Genomic DNA, 26,238 nt, shown 5'->3' with positions numbered 1-26,238 from the left:
TCCTGGTCCTTAAGCGTCGCCGGTGGGTCGCACGGCGACCTCGTCCGGGGTTCTGAGATCGACGCGGGCGAAACCCAGGTCGAGCAGGCGTTCGCGCTGATCCAGCGCATCGAGGCGGATCAGGGCCGCCTCCTGTTCGGTGGCGGGCAGCTGGATCAGGCTGCCGTCCTTGAGCCGCAGATCCCAGCGCCGTTCGTCCACGCGGACCAGGGCGTCGATCTTGTTCATCAGGCGCGGACGCTGAGCCAGAAGCGGCAGGATTTCGCCCGCCGCCACGTCTGCGCCCTTGCCCACCACCAGCGGCAGCGTCGGATAGCGGCGCGCGTCGGCGCCCGTAATCACCTGACCCCGCGCGTCGATGACCTTGATCTGTCCCGCCTCTTGCCAGACGGCCAGACGGTCATGCTCCTTGACCTCGACGATCAGGGTGTCCGGCAGCAGACGCACGACCCGCGCCGACTTGACCCAGCCCACGCCCTGCACGCGGTCGCGAATGGCGTCCAGCTTCAAACTGGTGATCGGCTGACCGGAATAGAGGCCCAGCGCCTGACGGATCGCCGGTTCGGCCTCGGCCGAGGCGCCGGTGATATGCACCCGCTTCAGCGTCAGCCCCATGCCGGCCGTCAGATTGTCGACGCCATGCGAGACCGAGGCGCCGATCCGTTCAGCGCGCGCGCCCGTCGCCAGCACCCCGACCAGCAACAGCGCGCCGGCGCCCAGGGCGATGATCGCAGTCCGGGGGGAAATGTCGACACGGCCGATGGCCGCCATCTTTCCGGGAATGGCCGAGGCGTTCTGGACGCCGCCGCGCGACCGCCCGCCGTTCCTGGGTTGGGCGCCGCGTCCCGGCGCCGGGCCCGAACCCTGCCGCCGACCGCCGCGAACTACCGCGGGCATGAGGCGTCCTCCACCATCCACCGAACCAGAGCGTCATAGCTCATTCCAGCATAGGCGGCCTGCTCGGGCGCGAGCGAGGTCGGGGTCATGCCGGGCTGAGTATTGATCTCCAACAGGACCAGATCGTCCTTAACATCGTCGTAACGGAAGTCGGACCGGGACACCCCGCGGCAGCCCATGGCCGTATGGGCCAGCTCGGCCTGACGAAGGGCCGTTTCGAACACATGGGGCGGCAGGACGGCCGGCAGGACATGGACTGATCCGCCCGGCGCATATTTGGCCTCGTAGTCGTAGAAGCCCTTGGTCGGGGTGATGTCGGTGACGGTCAGGGCGCGCGGGCCGCCGGCCTCGCCGATCACGGTGACGCACAGCTCCTTGCCCGGAATATAGGGTTCGACCACCACCTGGTCGCCATAGGCCCAGTCCGGCTCGCCCACCTCGGCGACCGGGCGGTTCGCCCCTTCGCGCACCAGGAAGACCCCGACGGACGAGCCTTCGGCGTTCGGCTTGACGACATAGGGCGGGTCGATGACGTGGCGACTGGCGACCTCGTGGCGATCATACAGACCGCCGCCCGGCACCTTGACCCCCGCCATCCGCAGCACGGCCTTGGACTTGTCCTTGTCCATCGCCAGGGCCGAGGCCAGCACGCCGGAATGGGTGTAGGGAATCTTCAGCGTCTCCAGCACGCCCTGGACGCAGCCGTCCTCGCCCCAGGCGCCGTGCAGACAGTTCAGCACCACATCGGGCTTGATCAGGCCAGACAGCACATTGGCCAGGTCGCGCCCGGCGTCCACGCGGCTGACCCGCACGCCCTGATGCTCCAACGCCTGGGCGCACTGTTCCCCCGACGACAGCGACACCTCGCGCTCGGCGGACAGACCGCCCATCAGGACGGCGACGTGAAGAGAGGAGAAGGGGCGGGTCATGGGCGGCTCCAGAACCGTCTGGATGCCGCGCAGGTCGTTAACAGCCCGTCAACCAAACCCTCTTGAGGTCATTGAAGTGTTGAAGACCAGCGTGTTTCCCGCTTCGATTCCACCCGCGCAACCGCCACGCTTGGCGCAGCCGCCTCGCCCGCAACCCTGCACGGCCCGCACCGCCTCGACGCCTCGGGTCAGGTCGAGCGCCGTTTTCGCCCACGACCTGGGATTTACGACAGCGCGCGGCCGATCCGCTTGATCTCCCAGTCCAGCTGGATGCCGGTCTTGGCCAGGACATCGGCGCGGACGGTTTCGCCCAGCCCCTCGATGTCGGCGGCCGTGGCCTCGCCGGGATTGATCATGAAGTTGGAGTGCAGTTCGCTGAACATGGCGCCGCCGCCGGTTTCGGCGTGCAGCCTGCCGCGCCATCCGGCCTGATCCACCAGCTTCCATGACGAATGGCCGGGCGGGTTCTTGAAGGTGGAGCCACCGGTCTTCTCGCGGATCGGCTGGGTCGTCTCGCGGCGGCTGGTGATCTCGGCGATGCGGGCGGCGACGGCCTCGGGCGCATCGGGGGTTCCGCGATAGGTCGCCTCGACCCAGATGATGTCGCTTGGCGCCTGGGAATGGCGATAGGTGTAGCCGAAGTCGGCCAGCGCATAATCCACCCGCTCGCCCGCCCGCGTCAGACCCCAGGCCGAGACCAGAACGTCACGGGTCTCCGCGCCGTAACAGCCCGCGTTCATGGTCAGGGCGCCGCCGACCGCGCCGGGAATGCCGGCATAGAACTCCAGCCCCGCGATGCCCGCCTTGGCCGCCGCGCGCGCCACCATGGCGTCCAGCGCCCCGGCGCCCGCCGTAATGGTCAGGCCGTCGGTCGCGACCTGCCCCCAGGCGCGCCCGGCCAGGCGGATCACCACCCCCTCGACCCCGCCGTCGCGCACGATGACGTTTGAGCCTACGCCCAGCACCGTGACCGGCACGGCGGGGTCCAGGGCCTTAAGGAAGGCGGCCAGATCGTCGGCGTCCGCCGGAATGAACAGGGCGTCCGCCGCCCCGCCCACCCGGAACCAGGTGTAGGGGGCCAGGGCCTCGTTTCGCAGCAGCTTGCCGCGCACTTCGGGCAGAGCGATCACGCCAGCGTCTCCAGCTGCGCCGGCAGGGCATAGGCCCAGCTGGTGATGTCGCCGGCGCCCAGCAGCACGACCACGTCGCCGGGCCGGGCCTCGTCTTTGATCAGGCGCGGCAGGACGGCGGCGTTCTCCAGCGCCTGGACCTGGCGGTGGCCATAGCGGCGCACGCCGTCGGCCAGGGCGTGTTTGTCCACGCCTTCGATCGGCTGTTCGCCGGCCGGATAGACATCGGCGACGATCACGCTGTCGGCGTCCGAGAAGCTGGTGGAGAACTCGTCCATCAGGTCGCGCAGCCGGGTATAGCGGTGCGGCTGGACCACGGCGATCACCCGCCCCTCCGTAACCTGACGCGCGGCCTTCAGCACCGCGGCGATCTCGACGGGGTGGTGGCCATAGTCGTCCACGATGCGTACGCCGTTCACGACGCCCGTGGTGGTGAAGCGGCGCTTGACCCCGCCGAACCCGGCCAGGCCGGTGCGGATCGCCTCGTCCGACACGTCCAGTTCGCGCGCCACGGCGATGGCCGCCAGGGCGTTGGAGACATTGTGCCAGCCGGCCATGGGCAGGTGCAGGTTTTCGATCGAGTGCGTCTCGCCGTTCTGAATCACCACGTCGAAGCGACAGCCGTCTGGCCCCATCTCGACATTTTCGGCCCGCACCATGGCCTGCGGATTTGTCCCATAGGTCACGAGCCGCCGGTTATCGATGGAGGCGACCAGCTTCTGCACCTCGGGGTGGTCCAGGCAGACAGCGGCGAAACCGTAGAAGGGAATGTTCTCCACGAAGTCCACGAACGCCTTACGCACCGCGTCGAAGTCGCCGTAGTGGTCCAGATGTTCCGGGTCGATGTTGGTCACGATGGCCACGGTCGACTTCAGGCGCAGGAAACTGCCGTCCGACTCGTCCGCCTCGACCACGATCCAGTCGCCGTCGCCGACCTTGGCGTTGGTGCCATAGGCGTTGATGATGCCGCCGTTGACCACCGTGGGGTCCAGGCCCGCCGCGTCCAGCAGGGTCGCCACCATCGAGGTGGTGGTGGTCTTGCCGTGGGTCCCGCCGACCGCGATCGAGAATTGCAGCCGCATCAGCTCGGCCAGCATCTCCGCCCGGCGCACGACCGGAATGCGCCGTGCCCGCGCGGCCTTCATCTCGGGATTGTCGGCCTTGACCGCCGTCGAATGGACCACCGCCGATACGCCTTCGCCGATATGCGCTGCGTCATGGCCGATGAAGATCTTGGCGCCCAGCGTCTCCAGCCGTTCGGTGTTGGCGCTGGCCTTGGCGTCCGATCCCTGAACCGAATAGCCGATCTTCAGCATGATCTCGGCGATGCCGCTCATGCCGATGCCGCCTATGCCGACGAAATGAACAGGACCGAGGTCGAAGGGGACGGGACGAAGGCGTGCGATCATTCACAAGCCTCTTAAACGCCGTCTTGGCCACTGCGAAGGGTGCGAAGGCGTCCGGCGTGAACTTTTCTGTTCGTTCGTCACAGCCGAATTTTCTGCCGTAAGGCTGGGACCAATCCGGCCCGGCGGCGTTCGTGCTTCGCATGCCCATGCCGCCAGGGAGGTTATTATGACGAAGACCAGTAAAAGCGCCGACGCCACGCTGGGCGACGGCGGCGAACTGCACCAGACCGCCTCGACCCCGCAAACGCGCACCACCACCAATCACGGCACGCCGATCAGCGACAATCAGAACTCGCTCAAGGCCGGGCCGCGCGGCTCGACCCTGCTGGAGGACTTCATCCTTCGCGAGAAGATCCAGCACTTCGACCACGAGCGCATCCCCGAACGGATCGTCCATGCACGCGGCTCGGCCGCCCACGGCTTCTTCGAACTGACCGACAGCCTTTCCGACTTCACCACGGCGAAAATCCTGACCGAAGTCGGCAAGAAGACCGAACTGTTCACCCGCTTTTCGACCGTCGCGGGCGGGGCGGGTTCGGTGGACACGCCGCGCGACGTGCGCGGCTTCGCGGTCAAGTTCTACACCACCGAAGGCAACTGGGACCTTGTCGGCAACAATATGCCGATCTTCTTCATTCAGGACGCGATCAAATTCCCGGACCTGATCCATTCGGTGAAGATGGAGGCGGACAAGGGCTATCCCCAGGCCGCCAGCGCCCACGACACCTTCTGGGACTTCATCGGCCTGATGCCGGAAAGCACCCATATGCTGATGTGGGCGATGTCGGATCGCGCCATTCCGCGCAGCTTGCGGATGATGGAAGGGTTCGGCGTCAACACCTTCCGCCTGATCAACGCCAAGGGCGAGGCGACGCTGGTCAAATTCCACTGGCGGCCCAAGCTGGGCACGCAGTCCACCTGCTGGGACGAGGCGGTCAAGATCGCCGGCGCCGACCCCGATTATCACCGCCGCGACCTGTACGAAGCCATCGCCCAGGGCGACTTCCCCGAATGGGAGTTCGGCGTGCAGCTGTTCACCCAGGAGCAGGCCGACGCCCTGCCCTTCGACATTCTGGACGCCACAAAGCTGGTTCCCGAGGAGGACTATCCGATCCGCGTGATCGGCCGCATGGTCCTGGACCGCAACCCCGACAACTTCTTCGCCGAGACCGAACAGGCCGCCTTCCTGCCGACCAACATCGTGCCGGGGATCGACTTCTCGGAAGACCCGCTGCTGCAGGGCCGGCTGTTCTCCTATCAGGACACTCAGCTGTCGCGCCTGGGCACCGTCAACTTCCACCAGATTCCGATCAACCAGGCCAAGGGCTGCCCCTTCCAGAACTTCCAGCGCGACGGCCATATGCAGATGGCCGTGCCCAAGGGCCGCGCCAACTATGAACCCAACAGTCTGGCCCAGGCGGGCGAGGACGGCGGCCCGCGCGAGGATCCCAAGGGCGGCTTCCGCACCGCGCCCATCGCCGTCGAGGGCGAAAAGGTCCGGCTGCGCGCAGAGACCTTCGCCGATCACTACAGCCAGGCGCGTCTGTTCTTCCGTTCCCAGACCGAGATCGAGCAGGCCCACCTGGCCAGCGCCATCGTCTTCGAACTGTCCAAGGTGTCGCTTGACCATGTGCGCCAGCGCATCATGGCCAATCTCCAGAACGTAGATCAGACCCTGGCCCAGCGCGTGGCGGACGGCCTGAACCTGCCGCTGCCCAAGGCGTCCGAACCGGCCGTCGCGCCCATAGACCTGGACGCGTCGCCCGCGCTTCGCATCGTCGGCAAATATCCAGAGACGTTGAAGGGGCGCAAGGTCGCCATCCTGGTCGCCGACGGCTCCGACGGCGCGGTCGTCGATGCGGTCAAGGCGGCGATCGAAGGCGATGGCGGGTCGGTCTTCATCGTCGCGCCCAAGATCGGCGGCGCCAAGCTGAAGGGCGGCAAGACCCTGGCCGCCGACGGTCAACTGGCCGGCAGTCCGTCGGTCCTGTTCGACGCCGTCGCCATCGTCCTGTCCGAGGATGGCTGCGCGCAGTTGCTGAAGGAAGGCGCCGCGGTCGATTTCGCCAAGGACGCCTTCGGCCATCTGAAGGCGGTCGGCCACACCCCCCAGGCCCAGCCGCTTCTGGACAAGGCGGGCGTCGAGGCGGACGCGGGCGTGATCGACCTGTCCAAGGACGCGAAAGCTTTCCTCCCCGCTGCCCGCACCCGACAATGGAACCGCGAGCCCAAGGTTCGAATGCTGGCCTGATCCTGGCCGGTTTCACGTCATTCTCGCCCTTGTGGCGAGGATGACGCGTCAGGCTTTCGGATATCGCGGATTTCAACACTGCCTTAACCGTAAGGATTCACCATGACGGCTCTGTTTGTTTCGGGGCCGCGTTTCCATGTCCGATCTGAAGACCTCCCTCCTCGCCAAGGACGTCATTCACCGCGGCGACTGCATCGAGGTTCTGAAAAGCCTGCCCGACGCCTCGGTCGACATGGTCTTCGCCGATCCGCCCTATAATCTGCAGCTGGGCGGCGACCTGCTGCGTCCCGACAACTCCAAGGTCGACGCCGTCGACGACGACTGGGACAAGTTCGGCAGTTTCGCCGAATATGACGCCTTCACCCGCGCCTGGCTGGCGGAATGCCGCCGCGTGCTGAAGCCCGAGGGTTCGATCTGGGTGATCGGCTCCTATCACAACGTCTTCAGGCTGGGTTCGGCGATTCAGGACCTGGGCTTCTGGGTGCTGAACGACATCATCTGGCGCAAGTCCAACCCGATGCCGAACTTCAAGGGCACCCGTTTCACCAACGCCCACGAAACCCTGATCTGGGCCGCGCGCAGCCGCGAGCAGAAGCGCTACACCTTCAACTACGACGCGCTGAAGGCCTTCAACGAAGACACCCAGATGCGGTCCGACTGGACCTTCGCCCTGTGCACCGGCGAAGAGCGGATCAAGGACGCCGACGGCAAGAAGGCGCACCCGACGCAAAAGCCCGAGGCCCTGCTCCACCGCGTGCTGCTGTCGGCGACACGTCCCGGCGACGTGATCCTGGACCCCTTCTTCGGCACCGGCACCACGGGCGCCGCCGCCAAACGCCTGGGCCGCCATTACATCGGCATCGAGCGGGACGAGACCTATGCCGACGTCGCCGCGACCCGCATCGCCTCGGTCATCCCCGCCAGCGCCGAAGACCTCATCGTCACCAGTTCCAAGCGCGCCGAGCCCAAGGTGCCGTTCGGCGCCCTGGTCGAGGCCGGCCTGCTGCAGCCCGGCGATCGCCTGTATTGCCCCAAGGGCGAGCGCGAGGCCCGCGTCCGCGCCGACGGCTCGCTGGTTCACGGCTCTCTGACCGGGTCGATCCACAAGCTAGGCGCCCTGTTGGAAAATGCGCCCGCCTGCAACGGCTGGACCTACTGGCGGTTCAAGACCGATCAGGGGCTGAAATCCATCGACGCCCTTCGGTCGGAAGTGCGCGCCGCGATGTGATTGGCGCGACACGCCGTCGCGCCAATCACATCAATCACTTAGGCTTTCAGGGTACGATTCCGCACACGGACGGACAGGTCAGCTTCGCCGTAACCCGTCGAAACTGTTGTGAAAATTCGCTAGCGACGGCGGAACTTCGCATTTGCGAGACCATTGTTGTTCACGACCCGCCGTTGCGGTGTCGGAGCATTCCGTCATGAAAATCGCGCAGATCACCCCGCTGTATGAAGCCGTCCCGCCGAAACTGTATGGCGGCACCGAACGCGTGGTCGCGCATCTGACGGACGCCCTGGTCGATCTGGGCCACGACGTCACCCTGTTCGCCAGCGCCGACGCCCAGACCAAGGCCCGCCTGGTTCCCGTGCGCGATCAGGCTATCCGCCTGGACCCCGCGCCGTTGAAGTCCGACCTGGCCGCCCACCTGTCCATGCTGGGCGAGGTGTTGGACCGCGCCGAGGATTTCGACGTGATCCATTTCCACACCGACATGATCCACTTCCCGCTATTCCAGAAATACGCGGACAAGACCCTGACCACCCTGCACGGTCGGCTGGACATGAAGGATTTGCCCGGCGTCTATGCCCGGTGGAGCGAGTTCGGTCTGGTCTCGATTTCCGACGATCAGCGCAAGCCCCTGCACTTCGCCAACTGGAAGGCGACAGTTCATCACGGCATGCCGGGCGAGCAATATATCTTCTCGCCGAAATCCGAGGGCTATCTGGCCTTCCTCGGACGCATCTCGCCTGAGAAACGGCCTGACCGCGCCATCGAGATCGCCACCAAACTGGGCAAGCGGCTGAAGATGGCCGCCAAGGTCGACGCCGCCGACAAACGCTATTGGGAAGAGACCATTCGCCCGCTGGTCGAGGGCAATCCCCTGATCGAGTTCATCGGCGAGATCGGCGATCATCAGAAGTCCGCCTTCCTGGGCGGCGCCGACGCCCTGCTGTTCCCCATCGACTGGCCCGAACCCTTTGGCCTGGTGATGATCGAGGCCATGGCCTGCGGCACGCCGGTCGTCGCCTTCCGCTGCGGCTCGACGCCCGAGGTGATCGAGGACGGCGCCACCGGCTTCCTGGTCGATACGATGGAACAGGCCGTCGCCGCCGCCGGGCGGGCGCATCTGCTGGATCGCGAGGCCGTGCGCGCCCGTTTCGACCTGCGGTTCTCGGCCAACGCCATGGCGCGGCGTTATCTGGACGTCTATGGCGATCTTCTGGCCCGCCGTCCGTTCGCCGAGGCGCCGATCGACAGCGTGGTCACGCCGATCCGCCCCCTGTTGGAAGACCGCAGCTTCGCCGCCCTGGCCTGAGTATTTTCAGGCGCAGGACCGAGGCGTTTTGATTTTGCGATAAAATTCGGGCGGCGGAGGTGAACCCTCCGTCGCCTTCATCAGTTGACCATCCAAGCGGCCACTCAGCGCCGCATTCGGGTGTGACACGTTCGGCCGAGGCCTCACAACCAACGGGGAAGAGACCGCATGGACGACGCCTATTCCACCCAACTGACCGCCGGCGAATCCGTCGAGGCCTCGGGCCTCGAACAACTGATGGCGCTGAAGGACGGCGACACCTTCCTGGTCGCCGACGGCTGGGGCGACATGAAGGGCGGCGCCGACGGCCTGTTCGCCAACGACACCCGCGTCCTGTCGCGCTGGACCATGACGGTGGGCCTGTTGAAGCCGTCGCGCCTGTCGTCAGGCGTCAGCCAGGACAATGTCTTCTTCTCCTGCCACACCACCAACCGCCCCCTGCCCCCGATGGGCGGCCGATCCGCGCCGGCCGGGGTGCTGCATATCGAGCGCCGCCGCTTCCTCTGGGGCCGACGCATGTTCGAGCGGGTGCAGATGGTCAATCACGGGGTGGAGGACATCCTGCTTCCCCTGGCCTTCGACTTCGGCGCCGACTTCGCCGACATCTTCCAGGTGCGCGGCACGCCCCGTGCCAAACGCGGGACCATCCACACCCCGACCACCGACGGACGGCGCGTCACCTTCCGCTATACCGGGCTGGACGATGTGGAGCGGATTTCCTGCCTGGCCTTCTCCGAACCCCCGGCCCGGCTGACGCATCAGCGCGCCGAGTTCATGTTCAGCCTGCCCAAGGGCCGCACCCTGGACCTCTATATCGAATGCGGGGTGGACACCTGCGAGGCGCCCGATGACCGGCGCTGGCGGCTGAACGCGATCCAGGCGCGGCTGGCCATGCGGGCCAAACGCCGTCGCGGGGCGTCGGTGCGCGGTCCGCGCAGCCCGCGCTTCAACGACTGGCTGGACCAGTCGCGGGCCGACATGGCCCTGTTGACCACCGACCTGCCGACCGGCCCCTATCCCTATGCTGGCACCCCTTGGTTCTCTACGCCGTTCGGGCGCGACGGCATCATCGCCGCCTGGCAGATGCTGTGGCTGGACCCATCGCTGGCCCGTGGCGTCCTGACCTATCTGGCCTCCCGCCAAGCGACCGAGACCTCGCTGTTCCAGGACAGCCAGCCCGGCAAGATCATGCACGAGACGCGCGGCGGCGAGATGAGCGCCCTGCACGAGGTGCCCTTCGGCCTCTATTACGGCGGGGTCGACACCACCTGCCTGTTCGTGGCCCTGGCCGGCGCCTACGCCAACCGGACCGGCGATCTGGACCTGATCCGCAAGCTCTGGCCCAATCTGATCGCCGCCGCCAACTGGATGCGCGACTATGGCGACAGCAATAACGACGGGCTGATCGACTATCAGCGCGGCGCCGACACCGGCCTGTCGAACCAGGGCTGGAAGGACTCTGAGGACTCAATCTTCCACGCCGACGGGCGTTTCCCCAAGGGGCCGATCGCGCTGCTGGAGGTGCAAGGCTATGCCTTCGCCGCCTGGAAGGCGCTGGGCGACCTGGGCGAACGATTGCACGACGACCGCGCGCCCGAATGGCGGATGCGCGCCGAACAGGTCCGCGCCCTGGTCGAGGACAAGTTCTGGATGGAGGATCAGGGCTTCTACGCCGTGGCCCTGGACGGCGACGGGGAACAGTGCCGAGCCATCGCCTCCAACGCCGGCCATCTGCTGTTCACCGGCCTGCCGTCGCTGGAACGCGCGCGGCGCGTCAGCAAACGTCTGCTGACGACGGGGTTCCGCACCGGCTGGGGCATCCGCACGCTGGAGGTCGGCCAGGCCCGGTTCAATCCGATGAGCTATCACAACGGCTCGGTCTGGCCCCACGACACGGCCATGGCCGCCGCCGGCATGGCGGGCTATGGCGAGCGCGACGCCGTCGCCGAAATCCTGGCCGAAATTTACGCCGCCGCCGCCCATTTCCATCTGCGGCTGCCCGAACTGTTCTGCGGCTTCCCCCGCACGCCGGGCGAACCGCCCATCGCCTATCCGGTCGCCTGCCTGCCCCAGGCCTGGGCGGCGGGATCGGTGTTCCTGATGCTCCAGGCCAGCCTGGGTCTGACCATCGACGCCTGGAACGAGACCGTCGATCTGACCGACCCCGTCCTGCCCGCCGGGCTGGACAGGCTGAACATCACAGGACTGGAGATCGGCGCCTCGGTCGTCGATCTGAACATCCAGCACCTGGAAGGCCGCGCCGTCGTCATCCCCCGCCACAAGACCGGCAAGGTCGCGATCCGCACCCTGCGCTGATCACGCGGCGTTCTTGGCCAACCAGTCGCGCAGAGCCTGGTTCATTCGGGTCTGCCAACCGGCGCCGTCGCGTTTGAACGCGGCCAGAACATCGGCGTCGAACCTTATGGTGGTCGAGACCTTGTCCGCCCCCTTGGGTCGCCCCCGTCGAACCAGCGTCTCTCCGCGATGGTGATCCGCCTTTTCGAACCAGGCGTCGTCCAACTCTGGCGCGTCGTCAGGATCGACCCAGACGGTCTTCGTAGCGTCGCTGTTCACGGTCATTGGCCTTCCTCATCGAAATGATGTGGCGCGCGTCGCCGCGCGGCGTCCACACCAGCACCACCATCCGGTCGATCAAACGCCCGATGGTGATCAGGCGTCGTTCTCCATAGTCCTGACGATCATCCTCGAACGTCAGATGATCGCCTTCGAACACGATCGCCGCCTGAGCGAAATCAAGCCCTCGCTCTGCCAGGGTGCGCTCGCGCTTGCTTGGATCGAAGGTAAGGCGCACGATTTTTGTTACTACAAAAAAAGATCAGGTTCAACAAAGGCCCTATCCAGCGCCTTGGCGAAGACGGTGGGCAGGGCGGCGCGGGCGTCCTGAACCGGCATCCAGCGCCAGTCCGCGTGCGGCGTCTGGCCCTGGGCCGTCATCACCGTCAGCGTCAGGCTGAAATGGGTGAAGACGTGTTCCACCGCCCCGGCCATGCGCCAGTCGGCTGGCACGGGCGGCGGACCTGACGGGTCTTCGATGGTCCAGTCGCCGGTCGGCAGGCCCAGCATTCCGCCCAAGAGCCCCTTTTCCGGGCGGGTCTCTACCGCGACCCGGCCTTGGTCGTCGAACAGCACATAGGCCCGGCCCCGGCGGTGCGGGCGGTCCGCCTTTTTCGCTTTGACCGGAAACCGCGTCGGCTCGCCCGTCGTCAGACCCCGGCACTGGTCGGAAACCGGGCAGATGTCGCAGGACGGCGACTTGGGCCGACAGACGGTCGCGCCCAGGTCCATCAGCGCCTGCGCCCAGTCGCCCGGCCGGTCGCCCGTGACGAACAGGCCCGCCAGCCGCCGCAGCTCGGGCCGGGCGGCCGGAACCGGCGTCTCGACGGCGAACAGGCGCGCCATCACCCGCTCGACATTGCCGTCCACCACATTGGCCGCGCGGTCGAAGGCGATGGCCGCGACGGCGGCGGCCGTATAGGCGCCCACGCCGGGCAACGCCAGCAGCCCCGCCTCTGTATCCGGGAAGACGCCGCCGTGATCGCCCGCCACCGCCCGCGCGCAGGCCAGCAGATTGCGGGCGCGGGCGTAGTAGCCCAGCCCCGCCCAGGCCCCCATCACCTGCGCATCCTCGGCCGCCGCCAAATCCTCGACCCTGGGCCAGCGCGTGGTGAAGGCGTGGAAATAGGGCGTGGCGTGCGGCACGGTCGTCTGCTGCAGCATCACCTCCGACAGCCAGACGCGATAAGGCTCCGTCCGCGCCGCCCCGACCGCCGCCCGCCACGGCAGGCTGCGCGCATGAGCGTCGTACCAGGCCAGCAGCCGGGCGCGGATCGATGAGATGTCGGGAGAGACGTCGGCCATGGGATCGCGCTATATAGGCGCATGCGCCGCTCCCTGCCCACAGACGCCGAGGTCCGCGAGATCCTGTCTCGCCGCCGCACCCGCCCGGCGCCGCGCCCCGCGCCCCGCGCGGGCAAGGCGTTGACGCCCCTGATCAAGAAGCTGGACGCCCAGTTCGGGCGCGGCGCGGGCGCCCTGGAGCCGCGCTGGCGCGAGATCGTCGGCGACCGCCTGGCCCGCGTCACCCGGCCGCAGAAGCTGACCAAGGGCAAGGGCGGCGGCCCCGGCGTGCTGGAGCTGCGCGTCGCCGGGGCCGCCGCCCTGCTGGTCCAGCATCAATCCGAGGACATCCTGGCCCGCGTCAATCTGTTCCTGGGCGCCGGATCGGTGGATCGGCTGCGCATCGCCCAAGGGCCGGTCGCACCGCTGAAGGACGCCGCCGCCCGGCCCAAACGCGCCGCCAAGACCGCCCCCCTGCCCGCCCAGGCCGAGGCCGATCTGGCCGCCTCCATCGCCGCCGCGCCCGAAGAGCTGCGCGCCGCCCTGGCCCGCCTGGGGCGCGCCGCCCTTTCGCGCGCGGATCCATCCCGCCGGGAGGGGCAGGATTGACAAAACTTCGCCGCACCTGTTCTCGACTAGTCAGGGGTTGCGCCATTCCGGGGAATCGCGCCGCCATTCGCCAATGATCCGACCGAGGAAATCCCATGGCCGATACTGAATCCCGCTTCGCCCGCATGAGCCGCCGTGCGGCCATCACCGGCGCCGCCCTGGCGACCATGGCCCTGGCCGCATGCGGCGGCGGGGCCAAGGGCGCGGCCGACGGCGACATGAGCCTGGGCGCCGCCGACGGCGCCAAGGTCACGGTGGTCGAATATGCTTCGGTCACCTGCCCGCACTGCGCCCTGTGGCAGAAGAACACCTGGCCGGCGTTCAAGGCTAAATACGTGGACACCAACAAGGTCCGCTACATCTTCCGCGAGCTGCCGACCCCGCCGGTCGATGCCGCCACCGCCGGCTTCCTGGTCGCGCGCTGCGCCGGCAAGGACAAGTATTTCGACGTGGTCCACCAACTGATGGCCACCCAGCAGGAGATGCTGACCTCCTCGCCGCGCGACTGGCTGCTGCGCACCGCCCAGGCCGCCGGCCTGTCGGAACAGCAGTTCAACGACTGCGTCACCGACAAGGACGCCGTCGCCGCCATGGAGAAGCGCGTCCAGTTCGCCCGCACCCAGGGCGTGACCGGCACCCCGGCCTTCTACGTCAACGATCAGCAGATCCTGACCCCCGGCGGCGAGGGCGCCAGCCTGGCCGACCTGTCCACCGCCATCGACGCGGCCCTGGCCAAGTAAGGCGACGCCGATGATCCGCCGCGCCGTCCTGGCCCTGTCCCTGACCGCCGCCCTGTCGATGGGCGCGGCGTCATCATCGTTCGCCGCCGAGGCGCCGCCCCCCGTCACGGCCCAGGATCATGTCCTGGGTCGGGCGGATGCGCCGGTGACGGTCATCGAATACGCCTCCTTCACCTGCTCGCACTGCGCGGACTTCCACAACACGGTCCTGCCGGCGTTCAAGGCCAAATACATCGATACCGGCAAGGTCCGACTGGTCCACCGCAACCTCCCGACCTCGCCGGCCAATGTCGCGGCGGCCGCCGCCGCCGTCGCCCTTTGCGCCGCGCCCGACAAGTATTTCGACGTCGCCGCGGTCTTCATGCGCGATCAGGCGAACCTGGCCACGACCGGGGCGCAACCCTGGTTCGCCGCCGGGGTCGCCGCCAGCGGCAAGACCCACGCCGAGATCGAGACCTGCCTGCAGGCCCCCGCCACCCGCGCGGCGCTGGAAGCCCAGATCGCGGGCGCCCAGGCGGCGGGCGTCACCGGCACGCCCACCCTGTTCGTCAACGGAACACTGGTGGCTGACCATTCGCTGGACGCCCTGTCGGCCGCCATCGACCCCCTGCTGCGTCGGTGACGCTCTAGGTCCATGCAATTCCAGCGCCTCCGGCTGGTCGGCTTCAAGTCCTTCGTCGATGCGGCGGAGGTCCAGATCGAATCCGGCTTGACCGGGGTGGTCGGACCCAATGGCTGCGGTAAGTCCAATGTGCTGGAGAGCCTGCGCTGGGTCATGGGCGCCAACTCGGCCAAGGCCATGCGCGGTCAGGGCATGGACGACGTCATCTTCGCCGGCGCTGCGGGCCGCCCCCCGCGCAGCCACGCCGAAGTCCAGCTGACCATCGACAATGCGCAGCGCCGCGCGCCCCAGCCCTTCACCGACAGCCCGATGCTGGAGGTGTCGCGCCGCATCGACCGGGGTCAGGGCTCGACCTATCGCATCAACGGCAAGGAGGTGCGGGCGCGCGACGTCCAGCTGCTGTTCGCCGACGCCTCGACCGGCGCCAACTCCCCCGCCCTGGTGCGTCAGGGCCAGATCAGCGAGTTGATCGCCGCCAAGCCCCAGAACCGCCGCCGCATTCTGGAAGAGGCGGGCGGGGTCGCGGGCCTGCACACCCGTCGGCATGAGGCCGAGCTGCGGCTGAAGGCGGCCGAGACCAATCTGGACCGGCTGGACGACATCGGCCGCGAGCTGGAGACGGCGCTGAACCGGCTGAAGCGCGAGGCCCGTCAGGCCGAGAAATACAAGAAGATCTCGGCCGAGATCCGCGCCCTTCAAGCCGCGCTGCTGTTCGTCCGCTGGAACGACGCACGTCTGGCCGCAGAGGCCGCCGCCGCCGAACTGCGCGCGGCCGACGCCGCCGTCGCCGAGACCACGACCGCCGCCGCCGCCGCCCAGACCGCCGCCCTCGCCGCCCAGGAAGCCCTGAAGCCCGCGCGGGAGGAGGACGCCGTCGCCTCGGCTCTGCTGCACCGCGCCAGTCTGGAGCGGGACCGGCTGGACATGGCCGAACAGGCCGCTCGCGCCGAGGTGGATCGGCTGAAGGCCGAGGCCGCCCGCATCGCCGCCGACGCTGCGCGCGAGGACGCCATGGCCGCCGACGCCCGCCGCGAGCTGGAGCGGCTGGACCACGAGCTGACCCGGCTGAAGGCCGAAATCGCCGCCGCCCCCGAACGCGGCCCCGAACTGGACAAGGCGTTGCTGGTCGCCGAGGACGCGCGCAAGGCCGCCGACGCCGAGGTCGAACGGCTGGCCGGGACGCTCGCCGCCGTCGAGGCCCGCGCCGCCGCCGAGACGGCCCGGAAGCGCGACGCCGAGGCCCGACTGGCGCGCGTGACCGGCCAGTTCGATCAGGCCAGACGCGAACGCGAGGCGCTGGGGCCGCTTGAGACGCCCGAACTGGAGGCCGCCCGTCAGGCGCTGGAGACCGCCCAGGCCGATCTGGCCGCCGCGCGCGAGGCTGTCGAGGCCGCAGAAGCCAGACGCGGCGATCTGGCCCGCGCCGAACAGGAGACCCGCACCGCCGCCCGCACCGCCGAGGACCGGCTAGGTCGCCTGCAGACCGAGGCGCGGGGTCTGGCCCAGTTGCTGGTCACCGGTAAGCGCGACCACCCGCCCGCACTGGACAAGGTGCGCGCCGACAAGGGGTATGAGGCCGCCCTGGCCGCCGCCCTCGGCGACGATCTGGACGCCGCGCTGGACGCGCGCGCCGCTGCTTACTGGGGCGGGGCGGATGCGTCAGTTCAGACCTGGCCCGCAGGCGTCACGCCCCTGTCGGCCCATGTGCAGGCGCCGGATCAGTTGACCGCCCGCCTCGCCCTATGCGGTGTGGCGGCGAGGGCCGATGCGGCCCGGCTGGCGCAGACCCTGCCCACCGGCGCCCGTCTGGTGACGGTCGAGGGCGATCTCTATCGCTGGGACGGCTTCGTCAGCCGCGCCGAGGCGCCCCGCCCTGCCGCCGTCCGTCTGGCCCAGCGCACGCGGCTGGCCGAGCTGGAGGCCGAGATCGACAAGGGCAAGCCCGCGCTGGATCAGGCGCAGGCGACCCAGAAGTCCGCCACCGAGGCCTTCCGCGTCGCCGAGGACGAGGTGAAGGCCGCCCGCCTGAAACCCTTCGCCGCCGACAAGGCCGCGACCGTCGCCCGCGACCGGGTCGAAAATCTGGCCCGCGAACAGGCCCGTCGCGAGGCCCGCGCCCAGGCGCTGGACGACACCGTGACCCGGCTGGAGGCCGAGGTGGCCGAGGCGAAGGCCGCGCTGGACGCCGCCCTGACCGCCGACGCCCCGTCCGAGACCGTCGCCGGTCTGCGCGAGGCGCTGACGGCCGCCCGCGCGGCCGCCGACACGGCCCGCGCCGCCGCCCAGACCGCCCGCTCCGACCGCGACGCCGAGGCCCGCGACCGTCAGGGGCGCGAACAGCGGCTGGGCAGTCTGACCCGCGCCCGCGACGGCTGGGTCAGCCGGTCCAAGGACAGCACCGCCCGCATCGCCGCCCTGGCCAAGGACGCCGACAAGACCGCCGCCCTGCTGAAACAGGCCGAGGTCGCGCCCCAGGGTTTCGCCGACCAACGCGGCAAGCTGCTGGACACCCTGAGCGCCGCCGAACAGCGCAAACAGGCCGCGTCCGACGCCATGGCCACGGCCGATACGGCGGCCGGCGAAGCCGACCGCGCCAGCCGCGCCGCCGACGCCGCCGCCGCTCAGGCCCGCGAGGCCCGCGCGGGTCTGGCCGCCCGCTCGGAAGCCGCCGCCGAGAAGCTGACCGAGGCCGAGACCACCCTGCGCGAAACGGCGCAGATGTCGCCGCAGGAACTGGGTCAGAAGCTGACCGACGACGCCATCGCCCGCCCGCCCGACGCCGCCGGAGCCGAAAGCCTGCTGTTCGGCCTGGAGCGCGAGCGCGAGGCGCTGGGTGCCGTGAACCTGCGCGCCGAGGACGAGGCGGTCGAATACGGCGACCGCCTGAACAGCATGAAGTCCGAACGCATCGACCTGACCCAGGCGATCGCCAAACTGCGTGACGGCATCGACGAACTGAACGCCGAGGGACGCGAACGACTGGTCGCCGCCTTCGACGTCATCAACACCAACTTCAAGACCCTGTTCGAGGCCCTGTTCGGCGGCGGTCAGGCCGAGCTGAAGCTGGTCGAATCGGACGATCCGCTGGAGGCGGGGCTGGAGATTTACGCCTGCCCGCCCGGCAAGCGGCTGTCGGTAATGAGCCTGATGAGCGGGGGCGAACAGGCCCTGACGGCGGCGGCCCTGATCTTCGGCGTCTTCCTGGCCAACCCGGCGCCGGTCTGCGTGCTGGACGAGGTGGACGCCCCGCTGGACGACGCCAACGTCGACCGCTTCTGCCGGATGCTGCACGAAATGCGGTCGCGCACCGACACCCGCTTCATCGTCATCACCCACAACCCCGTGACCATGAGCCGGATGGACCGCCTGTACGGCGTCACCATGCCCGAACGCGGCATGAGCCAGCTGGTCAGCGTGGACCTGCATCAGGCGGAGACCCTGGTCGCATGATCGCCCTGCTGCTGGCCCTGAGCGACCCTGCCCTTGTCTCGACCGGCGTGGGACGGTTCGCCATATACGCCGACGTCGCCTCCATCGCGCGTGAGGGCGACACGGCCCGGATGCGGGAGTTGCAGGTGACCGAGACCGGCTTCAAGGTCGGCGACGTGGTCTATGTCGGCGGCTGGTCGCGGTGGGCGTTCAACTGTCGGGCCAGAACGGCGGATCGGCTGGACTTCGCCTCCCTGCGCGCCGACGGAACCGAGGGCCCCGCCACGCCTGACGCCGCTCCTGCCTATCCTGCCGCGCCGGGCGGGGATGCCGCCGAACTGCTGGCCATCGCCTGCGCGCCTGAACGCCCCGCCGAGACCCTGACGCTGGATCAGGCGATCAGGCGAGGACAGGCGGCTCTGGCGGATTGACCACTTGCCATCTCCCTCCCCTTCAGGGGAGGGTGGTCGAGCGCAGCGAGACCGGTGTAGCGCGACATTTGTTTCTGGAAATTGGGACACTTGAAGTTGGAGCAAAAGCGACGGCGTTAAGCGGCATCGGACAGGTCGATCTTGGGGCCGAAGATGGCCGGCAACGCAGTCATCGCAGACGTTAGATGTAAGGCGATGGCGTGGGCCTTGTCCAAGTGATCGGCCGCGCGCTCGGCATCGAAGCTGACCAGATGATAGTGGTGCTGGTTGCCTGCCTTCCATAAGTCGAACAACTGGTCCCGTAGCCCGGTGCCGAACAGGAAACGCGATCGGTCGATCGCATTCCGAAACTCCCGTTCAACATCCCCGACGGGCTTCTTTCCATCTTGGGCGAACCGGACCAGCCAGGCCTCGGCCGCGCTGTAGACCTTCATCCGTTCGTCGAAGAGCGCCATGCGGCCCTTCATCTCTTCCAGCTTCAGCTGGCCAGCCTGTATCTCGACCTGACGTTCGACGATCTCGGCCTGCCGCGTGGCGATGCCGACCTGACGCAAGCCGATCCAGATCGCGCCGCCGACCGCCGCCGCGCCCGTCGCAAGAGTAGCGAACGCAGTCCACGCGCCGGCAACGAAGGTGGCCGCAGCTTCCCAGGACACCGGTTCGACTTGAAATGGCATCGTCACGTCCCCTTAGCCGTGCCTGAAGGCCCCGTAATGACACCTTCAGGCGGCGATTACGACGCCTTCCTGCGGCCGGTCAGAACGGTGGTGAAGCCGCCGCTTTCATAGTCCTGGGTGTGGACGGCGGTTTCGACGATCCAGGCGCCCGACAGCTCGGCGCGCAGGCCGGTGACCGTGATGGGGGTCTGGGCGACGATGTCGGCCCGGCCGTCCATCGTCAGCTCCACCCCGTTCTCGGCGCCCTTCAGCCGGGTCAGCTCGGCCTCGGCCGCCGCCTTCGCCGCCGCCTCGTTGGGATAGAGGTTGCGCAGGGTCTTCACCGGATCGCCGCTTCCGGCCTCGGCGAACTTGGTGCGGCCGGCGCCGGTGTCGCGCCAGCGGGCGCGGACCTTGCCGTGTTCGTCTCGGTCGGCCTGGACGGCGCGCCAGCGGGTCAGATCAGCGCGATCCAGGGTGACGCCCGTCAGGGCCTGACCCGAGACCGACAGGCCCGTGGCGGTCGGTGCGAACACCAGCTTGCCATCCTTGGGCGCCGCCACCGCCCCATGCTCGCGGCCGAGCCGCGTCAGGAAGTGCAGATCACTTTCGTTGGCCTGGTCGCGGTGGGCGACGACGCGGCTGGCCAGCTCGGTCGCGACGGCCGGTTGAAGGCCGTTCTCGTCGGCGATCCGGGAGACGATGGCCCCGATGGTGGTGTTGCGGAAGGCGCGGGTGCGCTGGACCTTCAGGCCCTCGCGCATGTCGGCCGCCTTGGCGCGGATGGTGATGATGTCGGGCGGCCCTTCCGGCTCGACCTCGTCCACAGTGAACTTGCCGAGGTAGAACAGGCCGTCGTCGCGATAGCCCATCGACACGGACAGCACCCGGCCGCGCGGGGGGCTTTCGACGGCGTTGTCCCGGTCGTCGATGACGATTTCCAGCGTGTCCGATTCCTCGCCGCTGTTGTCGGTTACGGTCAGGGTCTTCAGCCGGTCGCGGACGACGGCCGTCAGATCGTCGTCGCCGAGGGTCAGGCGGAAGTCCGGGAGCGACTTCAGGCCCACAGGCGCACCGTGGGCTTGGTCTCGGCCGTGGCCAGATCGGGCAGGACAACGACGACGCCGGCCGGCAGACGCGGCGGCAGGCCGGCGAGCTGGGGATTGGCGTTCAGCAGCGCCTCGGTGGCCTCGGTGGTGCGGCCATAGACCTGCTTGGCGATCTGATCGACCACATCGCCCTGTCGGGTGGTCATCGTCCTGGTCATGCCGCGTCCTCGCCGTAGGCGCCCAGGCGGATGCGGAAGTCCTGGCGTTGGGGGACGCCGTTGGACAGCAGCTCCGATCCGCGCTCGCTCACGCCCTCGATCACAAACAGGCCCCAGACCGTCCCCGTGCCGTCCGTCAGCATCTGGGGCTTTTGAGTGCGCGCGACCTCCCGGAAGCTGTCCACCCGATCACGGGCGTGGCGCTGGCCAGGATAGCAGACGCCCTCGATGTCGATGGTCTCGTCCAGGCCAAGGGTCTGGCGGGCCGACTGGCGACCGGCGCGGGCGATCTTCGCCGTCATGATCTCCAGTTCGCGGTTCAGCGAGCGATAGGCCCCTTCCGCCACCGAAAAGCGGATGTCGCCCAAGGTCATCAGAACTTCGCTCATCAGCTCAATCCGTCATAGAGGCGCGCCCGGAAGCTGTCGGCTGCCGCGCGACCCGCCATGCCGCCCTGACGCGTCGCGTCGGCCCCGGCCGGGATCGAAACCTGAATCAAAACCTGCTCGATATGGACGCCGCCTGACGCCCCGCCACGCGTGCCGGCCGAGGCCGCATCAGGCGCGGCCGACAGGCTGGCGAGCACGGCCGGCATGGCGCTTCCGGCCGGCCCGGCCGTGGCGCCCGGCATGGCCGCCACCAGGGCACCGCCGACCGCCGCGACCTGACCGATGGCCGACCGGCCGCCACGCGTCAGGCCCATTGTCAGGCCTTCCATCGTATAGCCGCCCAGGGCTGCGAAGACGCGGCTGGGGGATTTGATGCCCAGCACGCCCTTGAACCTGCTGACGGCGCCGTTGGCCACGCCGACCACGGCGGACGCCACTTCGCCCAGCATGGCGCGGACGCCGCCGATCAGGCCTTGCATGATCGCCCGGCCGAACCCGTTGAACCGCGTGATCAGGCCGCCGAAGAAGCCGGTCACGCCCGACCAGGCCTGGCGCAGCGTCTCCATCGGCCGCCAATTCATGGCGCCCTGGATGAAGCGGAAGGCCGTCATGACGCCGCGCGCGAAGATGCCGATCGGCGACAGGTTGAAGGCCAGAACCAGCATCCGGCCGAAGTTGCGCCCGGCGTTGGACGCACCGTCCAGTTGCCCCTTCGTCGCCTGCATCGGCTGCATCAGTCGTCCGATCCAGCCGAAGAACCGACCGACCGCCCCGGCGACAGCGTCCCACAGCGGCTTCAGCGGACGCAGCGCGCCGCCGATAGCACTCAGCGCCGGGCCGAACGCTTCGCCCAATGCCGCGCCGACGCCGCCGAAGAAGGCCTTGATGGGCTGCCAATACTTGCGGATCAGGACCGCCGCCAATCCGATCACGGCGATGGCCGCCATGACGCCCAAGACGACAGGATTGGCCAGCATCGACAGATTGAAGCCGATGGCCGCCAGGCGCATGCGCCCCAGCCAGGTCACCACCTTGCCGGCCATCATACCGAAACCAGCTCCCCCTAGGCCCGACGGTCCCAGAAGCGTTTTCATGATGAAGAGCGGCCCGAGGATGCCGACGACGGCATGGCCGACCATCCCCGCTCCGACCGCCAGCCCGGCCATGCCGGCGAAGGCCCAGACGGCGGCCTTGGCGAGCCACGATCCGCTCTCGCTCGCCTCGGTCATCCAGTTGGCGACCTTGCTCAGCAGCCCGGCCGCGAGACCCACGGCCGGGGCTAGGATTGTGCCGGTGGCGATGCCGGCGATGGCGATGCCGGACTTGTAGCGATCAAACGAAGCGGCCGGCCCTTGCAGCGCGCGGTCTAGGTCCGCGAAATAGCCCTTCAGCACGTCGCCAGACTGAAGCTCACGGCTCATAGCCTTGAACTCGTCCAGGTTCTGAACCAGCGCCATCAGACCATCCTTGGCCTGTTGATCGCCGAACAGCTCCCCGATCCTGAACTGATCGGCCTTCGTCTGGCGGCCCGTGATTTCAGCGACGGTTTGGAGCGGCGAGACGCCACGCAACACCCCCGCCTTGATCTCCTTTTCCATGTCGATGCCGATCTTGGAGAAGTTCCGTAGAACCTCCGGGCTGGCCAGCTTCGACATGAGGTTGGAGATGTTGTTGGCGGCTTGGTCGTTCGACCCCGCGAGACGCTTCGCCAGTTGGTTTGCGGTCAGCAGATCGGCGAGGCCCTTCTCGTTGGCGAAGTTTAGGCCGACCAGCGCGCCCGTTTGGCTGGGCAGGAACTTGGCGAGGGTGGCGCCGCTGACACCGCCTTGCTGCGCCGACCGATTGACCATGGCGTTGGCCTGATCGAGCTGGTCCGCGCGCAGTTTGAGGCTGGACCCCATGGCGGCAGAGAAGGAGCCGGCCTCCGCATCAGACAGGGGTTCGCCCATGACGGCCTGAAGGCGCTGAAACTTCGCCATGGCGACGCCGGCGCGGGACAGCTCGCTCTCGGTCTTATAGACGCCTTCGGCGAGGACCGCGCCGAAGGTCGCCTGGACGGTGGATGGGAGGGCGCCGATCTCGTTGGCGGTGGAGAAAATGGTGGCGCGCAGCGGGGCTAGTTTGGCGTCGGTCATCTGGGCGGTGATGCCGATGCCGGTCATGCCGCGATTGAACTCGGCCGAGGCGACGACGCCTGCCTTCAGCGGACGCATCATCGCCTCGCCGGCCCGGCCGAGGCCGTCGGTCACCAGGGAGGCAGACGCCAGTCGGTTCAGACGGCTGTCGAGCTGGTCCAGCCCCTTGGACCATTGGGACGAGGCGGCGGCGGCCATCTTCTGTCCCCGCTCGATCATGCCGACCGCGCGCACCGCGCCCCTGGACGGCCCCGACAGGCGGTCCATGAAGCGCAGAGTAAGGGCGGCGACGAGGTTCTTCACGGTCTATCCAATGAGGGGGCAACGGGCGCGGCCCATGAAGTCGATCCGTTCCTTGGCGCGCGCCTGCCAAACTTCCATCTGGTCCAAGGTGAGATCGTCGAGAACGTCAGGGGTCCAACCGTAGGCGAAGGCGATGATTTCCTGCATCGCCTCCACCCGGTCGGCCGTCAGTTTCCCAGAAGGGTCTCCAGCCAGGTCTCGATCTGGCGAACGTCCACGCCGTCCATCTCGTCGAAGAGCGCTTCCGGCTGTTCGGCAAGGTTGGCCATCATAGCGAAGGTGATGTCGCCGCTCTGGGCGCCGGGTTGGGACGCCTTGTTGCGCATCTCACGGATTTCGCGCCCCTTCGGACGGCGAAGCCGCACCTGGGCGACGTTCTGCCCTTCGTGGTCGAAGGGAGCCTTCAGGTCGAAGGTCTTGTTCGGATCGATCATCACGCCCTCCTTAGACGCCCAGGGCCGCGCGACGCGCCGCCAACTGGTCAGTGCCGCCGATCCGGCGGATGCCGTTCAGCAGGTCGATTTCGTAGATTTCCTCGCCGCCGATCCGCAGGCGATAATAGTTGGGCGTCAGGGCCAGCTTGACCTCGCCCTTCTTGGGATCGCCCCACTCGCCGGGATCGGCGCTCGTGACCAGGCCACGGAACTGACCGATGACCGGGACGGCGGACGCGGTGCCTTCGCCTTCCATCGACCCGCGCAGGGTGATCGGCGTGTTGCGGCTCAGCACGGCTTTCAGGACGCGGGGGTTCAGCTCGGCGAAGGTCAGCTCGGCTTCCAGCTTTTCAATGCCGAACTCCAGCTCATCCTCACCATCCATGCCGCCGTCACGATAGGCTTCGGTCTTAGCTTTAATCGGGGGCAGCTTGCCGCCCGTGGTCAGGCCGATCATGCCGAAGCCGTCGATGAAGGCGGTGTAGCCCTTGATGGACCGGGGTAGTGTTCGCATGGCTCAGGTCTCCTTAAGCGGCTTGCGCGCCAGCGCTGGAGACCAGTTCGGCGTAGTAGCCGGTCTCGCGCTGGAACAGGAAGGTCAGGCGGTCCAGCGGGGCGGGAGCCTCGCCGTCCAGGTTCACGTAGAGACGGCCCGACCGGAACGTCGCCTCGGTGTTCAGTTCAGGGTCGAGCCAGACCCGGCCGCCGAGCTGGGCGCCACGCGCCTTGAGGGTGCGCTGATAGGCTTCCAGCTCGCCCGCGATGTCGTCCAGCAGATTGGCGCTGAACGGCCGGTCCTGCGCCCAGCGGAACGAACCCTCGATCGCGTCGAAGACCATGTCCATGCAACGGCGCTGGGCCAGGAACTCGTATTCGCCATCGTTGGGCGGGGTCCGGTTGCCGACCAAGCGGAAGCCGTCGTCGTTGACGATCACCGCCACCCCGGCCGCGTTCAGGATGTTGGAGCTGGCGGTGGCGTCCGACCGGCTGAACTCGATCGGGCGGCCGATCGAGACCACCCCGTTGAGGGTGCGGTTGGATGGCGACCACCAGAAGCCGCGCTCCTGATCGGACAGGGCGATGACGCCCGCGACATGGGCCGAGGACGGCCGCTGGACGATGGCGCCGGTACGCGCCAGGACGCCCACGGTCGGATCGACGGGATAGATGCGCTCGCCGGCCTCCAACGTCGCCTTGGACACGGCATGGCTGTCGGTATCGCTGGGCCCGTCCGCCACGACCACGGCCCGAAGGCGGTCGGCAACGCCGCGTAGGGCCATGACGACAGCGTTGGCCGCGCCGTTGGTCTGCTGATGAGTGAAGCCGGTGGCGATCAGGATTTTGGGCGTCATGCCCGTTTCGGACTTGGCCGCCAGCAGAGCGTAAACCCCGGTCCTGGTCAGCGCCGTTCCGACCACCAGCGCCTGTTGCGCCGTGGCTGAGGCGTCGGCGGCGACACGGACCACGACGATGGGCGTCCGGGTCTGGTCGTAGATGGCCTGGATCGCGGTCGGCAGGGTGCCTTCGGCGTCCAGGGCCGCGTTGGCCGCGAGGGTCTTGGTCAGTGCGGCCGCCTGGGTCGCGCTGGTCACCAGCACCGGCCGATCCAACGGGAAGGCATCGGGATCGGCGAACGGGGCGGTTCCGACCAGGCCGATCACGGCAGTGGACGGCGTGGTGATCGAGCGCGAGGCGGTCTTCAGTTCGACGACCTCGACACCGTGCAGATAGGCGTCAGTCATTTAGGTATTCTCCGGGGGTTTGGGTTTCGTCTTGTTCGGTTGGGCCGGCAGGAAGGACAGGCCAATCGATGGCGTCTGGGAAATCAGCCTGCGCCGGCACGTCGCGAAGAGCCTGGATGTGATCCAGCAGCGCGGCATAGGCGTCGGCCGACAAGGTCGTGGTCCGCTCCATCTCCGTTTCATCGCGATGGCGGTCGATCATCCAGCGCAAGTCCGCGATCTCGGCGTCACGACGGCGGCGGACGCGTTGCGCCAGGGTCTCGAACGGCGGCGCCGGGGCATCCACCGCCACCGGCGCACCGTCCGGTCCGGCCTGGATGACCTTGCCCAGGCTGGAGGCTTCCAGCAGGGCGGCGTGATCCTCGGCCGAGACCTCGGTCGCGTCATCAGGCAGAGGCGCGTCCCAGAAGGCGTCGTCATAAAAGGCGCCCGTCGACGGGCTGTAGAAGATGGTCATGTCCGTTCCT

Annotated in this window: 26 protein-coding genes; 9 read left to right on the top strand and 17 right to left on the bottom strand. The window is 68.2% G+C overall.

Going from position 1 to position 26,238, the window contains the following annotated elements:
- Positions 1 to 9: 9 nt before the first annotated feature.
- From P0Y50_09105 to murC, 4 genes are all read right to left on the bottom strand, one after another.
- Positions 10 to 897, bottom strand: coding sequence for a cell division protein FtsQ/DivIB (locus P0Y50_09105; GenBank protein WEK38711.1), 888 nt, complete (start codon positions 895 to 897; stop codon positions 10 to 12).
- Positions 885 to 1,826: a D-alanine--D-alanine ligase gene (locus P0Y50_09100; GenBank protein ID WEK38710.1), complete on the bottom strand. Its 942-nt coding sequence runs from the start codon at positions 1,824 to 1,826 to the stop codon at positions 885 to 887. Before P0Y50_09100 ends, P0Y50_09105 begins: the two co-directional genes overlap by 13 nt.
- Before the next feature lie 224 nt (positions 1,827 to 2,050).
- Entirely contained in the window at positions 2,051 to 2,956 is a 906-nt protein-coding gene (gene murB / locus P0Y50_09095; protein WEK38709.1) for a UDP-N-acetylmuramate dehydrogenase, read from the bottom strand.
- Positions 2,953 to 4,365 (bottom strand): UDP-N-acetylmuramate--L-alanine ligase, encoded by a 1,413-nt coding sequence (murC, locus tag P0Y50_09090; protein ID WEK38708.1) that lies wholly within the window; start codon positions 4,363 to 4,365, stop codon positions 2,953 to 2,955. Before murC ends, murB begins: the two co-directional genes overlap by 4 nt.
- A 166-nt stretch (positions 4,366 to 4,531) precedes the next feature.
- On the opposite strand from murC, the gene P0Y50_09085 reads away from it, so the two are divergent.
- The 4 genes from P0Y50_09085 (at position 4,532) to P0Y50_09070 (ending at position 11,472) form a co-directional block, all read left to right on the top strand.
- On the top strand, positions 4,532 to 6,616 hold the full coding sequence (locus P0Y50_09085) for a catalase (GenBank protein WEK38707.1): 2,085 nt from the start codon (positions 4,532 to 4,534) through the stop codon (positions 6,614 to 6,616).
- A 136-nt stretch (positions 6,617 to 6,752) separates the two neighbouring features.
- A complete protein-coding gene (locus P0Y50_09080) occupies positions 6,753 to 7,844 on the top strand; it encodes a site-specific DNA-methyltransferase (GenBank protein ID WEK38706.1) in 1,092 nt (363 codons plus the stop codon).
- A 196-nt stretch (positions 7,845 to 8,040) separates the two neighbouring features.
- Complete coding sequence (locus P0Y50_09075; GenBank protein WEK38705.1) at positions 8,041 to 9,156, top strand: glycosyltransferase family 4 protein; 1,116 nt, start codon at positions 8,041 to 8,043, stop codon at positions 9,154 to 9,156.
- Positions 9,157 to 9,324: 168 nt separating this feature from the next.
- Positions 9,325 to 11,472: an amylo-alpha-1,6-glucosidase gene (locus P0Y50_09070; protein WEK38704.1), complete on the top strand. Its 2,148-nt coding sequence runs from the start codon at positions 9,325 to 9,327 to the stop codon at positions 11,470 to 11,472.
- Here P0Y50_09070 and P0Y50_09065 read toward each other — a convergent pair whose 3' ends face one another.
- The 3 genes from P0Y50_09065 to mutY are packed head-to-tail and all read right to left on the bottom strand — an operon-like array spanning position 11,473 to position 13,035.
- Positions 11,473 to 11,736, bottom strand: coding sequence for a BrnA antitoxin family protein (locus tag P0Y50_09065; GenBank protein ID WEK38703.1), 264 nt, complete (start codon positions 11,734 to 11,736; stop codon positions 11,473 to 11,475). It lies immediately after the preceding gene.
- Positions 11,690 to 11,968, bottom strand: coding sequence for a BrnT family toxin (locus tag P0Y50_09060; GenBank protein ID WEK38702.1), 279 nt, complete (start codon positions 11,966 to 11,968; stop codon positions 11,690 to 11,692). Before P0Y50_09060 ends, P0Y50_09065 begins: the two co-directional genes overlap by 47 nt.
- Positions 11,969 to 11,979: 11 nt before the next feature.
- The gene (gene mutY, locus P0Y50_09055; protein ID WEK38701.1) at positions 11,980 to 13,035 is read right to left on the bottom strand and encodes an A/G-specific adenine glycosylase; all 1,056 of its coding nucleotides are present in this window, start codon (positions 13,033 to 13,035) and stop codon (positions 11,980 to 11,982) included.
- A gap of 21 nt (positions 13,036 to 13,056) precedes the next feature.
- Here mutY and P0Y50_09050 point away from each other — a divergent pair, with 21 nt between their 5' ends.
- The 5 genes from P0Y50_09050 to P0Y50_09030 all read left to right on the top strand — a co-directional run bounded on the left by P0Y50_09050 (position 13,057) and on the right by P0Y50_09030 (position 18,845).
- On the top strand, positions 13,057 to 13,623 hold the full coding sequence (locus tag P0Y50_09050) for a DciA family protein (GenBank protein ID WEK38700.1): 567 nt from the start codon (positions 13,057 to 13,059) through the stop codon (positions 13,621 to 13,623).
- Positions 13,624 to 13,718: 95 nt separating this feature from the next.
- Positions 13,719 to 14,363, top strand: a complete 645-nt coding sequence (locus P0Y50_09045; GenBank protein ID WEK38699.1) for a DsbA family protein — start codon at positions 13,719 to 13,721, stop codon at positions 14,361 to 14,363.
- 10 nt (positions 14,364 to 14,373) lie between these two features.
- Positions 14,374 to 14,985, top strand: a complete 612-nt coding sequence (locus tag P0Y50_09040) for a thioredoxin domain-containing protein (GenBank protein ID WEK38698.1) — start codon at positions 14,374 to 14,376, stop codon at positions 14,983 to 14,985.
- A 12-nt stretch (positions 14,986 to 14,997) separates the two neighbouring features.
- Positions 14,998 to 18,435, top strand: coding sequence for a chromosome segregation protein SMC (gene smc, locus P0Y50_09035; protein WEK38697.1), 3,438 nt, complete (start codon positions 14,998 to 15,000; stop codon positions 18,433 to 18,435).
- Positions 18,432 to 18,845, top strand: a complete 414-nt coding sequence (locus P0Y50_09030) for a hypothetical protein (protein WEK38696.1) — start codon at positions 18,432 to 18,434, stop codon at positions 18,843 to 18,845. The genes smc and P0Y50_09030 overlap by 4 nt, the downstream gene beginning before the upstream one ends.
- 116 nt (positions 18,846 to 18,961) lie before the next feature.
- On the opposite strand, the gene P0Y50_09025 is transcribed toward P0Y50_09030, so the two are convergent.
- The 10 genes from P0Y50_09025 to P0Y50_08980 are packed head-to-tail and all read right to left on the bottom strand — an operon-like array spanning position 18,962 to position 26,228.
- Positions 18,962 to 19,522, bottom strand: a complete 561-nt coding sequence (locus P0Y50_09025) for a hypothetical protein (GenBank protein ID WEK38695.1) — start codon at positions 19,520 to 19,522, stop codon at positions 18,962 to 18,964.
- Positions 19,523 to 19,578: 56 nt separating this feature from the next.
- Complete coding sequence (locus tag P0Y50_09020; GenBank protein ID WEK38694.1) at positions 19,579 to 20,568, bottom strand: contractile injection system protein, VgrG/Pvc8 family; 990 nt, start codon at positions 20,566 to 20,568, stop codon at positions 19,579 to 19,581.
- Entirely contained in the window at positions 20,559 to 20,768 is a 210-nt protein-coding gene (locus tag P0Y50_09015; protein ID WEK38693.1) for a tail protein X, read from the bottom strand. Before P0Y50_09015 ends, P0Y50_09020 begins: the two co-directional genes overlap by 10 nt.
- Entirely contained in the window at positions 20,765 to 21,157 is a 393-nt protein-coding gene (locus P0Y50_09010) for a phage tail protein (protein WEK38692.1), read from the bottom strand. Before P0Y50_09010 ends, P0Y50_09015 begins: the two co-directional genes overlap by 4 nt.
- Positions 21,157 to 23,595, bottom strand: a complete 2,439-nt coding sequence (locus tag P0Y50_09005; protein ID WEK38691.1) for a hypothetical protein — start codon at positions 23,593 to 23,595, stop codon at positions 21,157 to 21,159. Before P0Y50_09005 ends, P0Y50_09010 begins: the two co-directional genes overlap by 1 nt.
- A 3-nt stretch (positions 23,596 to 23,598) precedes the next feature.
- On the bottom strand, positions 23,599 to 23,742 hold the full coding sequence (locus P0Y50_09000) for a GpE family phage tail protein (protein ID WEK38690.1): 144 nt from the start codon (positions 23,740 to 23,742) through the stop codon (positions 23,599 to 23,601).
- 20 nt (positions 23,743 to 23,762) lie between these two features.
- Positions 23,763 to 24,029 carry a phage tail assembly protein gene (locus tag P0Y50_08995; GenBank protein WEK38689.1) on the bottom strand — a complete coding sequence of 89 codons (267 nt, stop codon included), beginning with the start codon at positions 24,027 to 24,029 and terminating at the stop codon, positions 23,763 to 23,765.
- 10 nt (positions 24,030 to 24,039) lie between these two features.
- Positions 24,040 to 24,543 (bottom strand): phage major tail tube protein, encoded by a 504-nt coding sequence (locus tag P0Y50_08990; GenBank protein ID WEK38688.1) that lies wholly within the window; start codon positions 24,541 to 24,543, stop codon positions 24,040 to 24,042.
- A 13-nt stretch (positions 24,544 to 24,556) separates the two neighbouring features.
- Entirely contained in the window at positions 24,557 to 25,771 is a 1,215-nt protein-coding gene (locus P0Y50_08985) for a phage tail sheath subtilisin-like domain-containing protein (protein WEK38687.1), read from the bottom strand.
- Complete coding sequence (locus P0Y50_08980; protein WEK38686.1) at positions 25,764 to 26,228, bottom strand: phage tail assembly chaperone; 465 nt, start codon at positions 26,226 to 26,228, stop codon at positions 25,764 to 25,766. Before P0Y50_08980 ends, P0Y50_08985 begins: the two co-directional genes overlap by 8 nt.
- Positions 26,229 to 26,238: the final 10 nt, after the last annotated feature.

Origin of the sequence: Candidatus Brevundimonas colombiensis (assembly GCA_029202665.1) — a bacterium.
Lineage (GTDB): Bacteria > Pseudomonadota > Alphaproteobacteria > Caulobacterales > Caulobacteraceae > Brevundimonas > Brevundimonas colombiensis.
The sequence above is the reverse complement of the archived record's forward strand: the minus strand, read 5'-3'. Positions and strand labels throughout refer to the sequence as shown.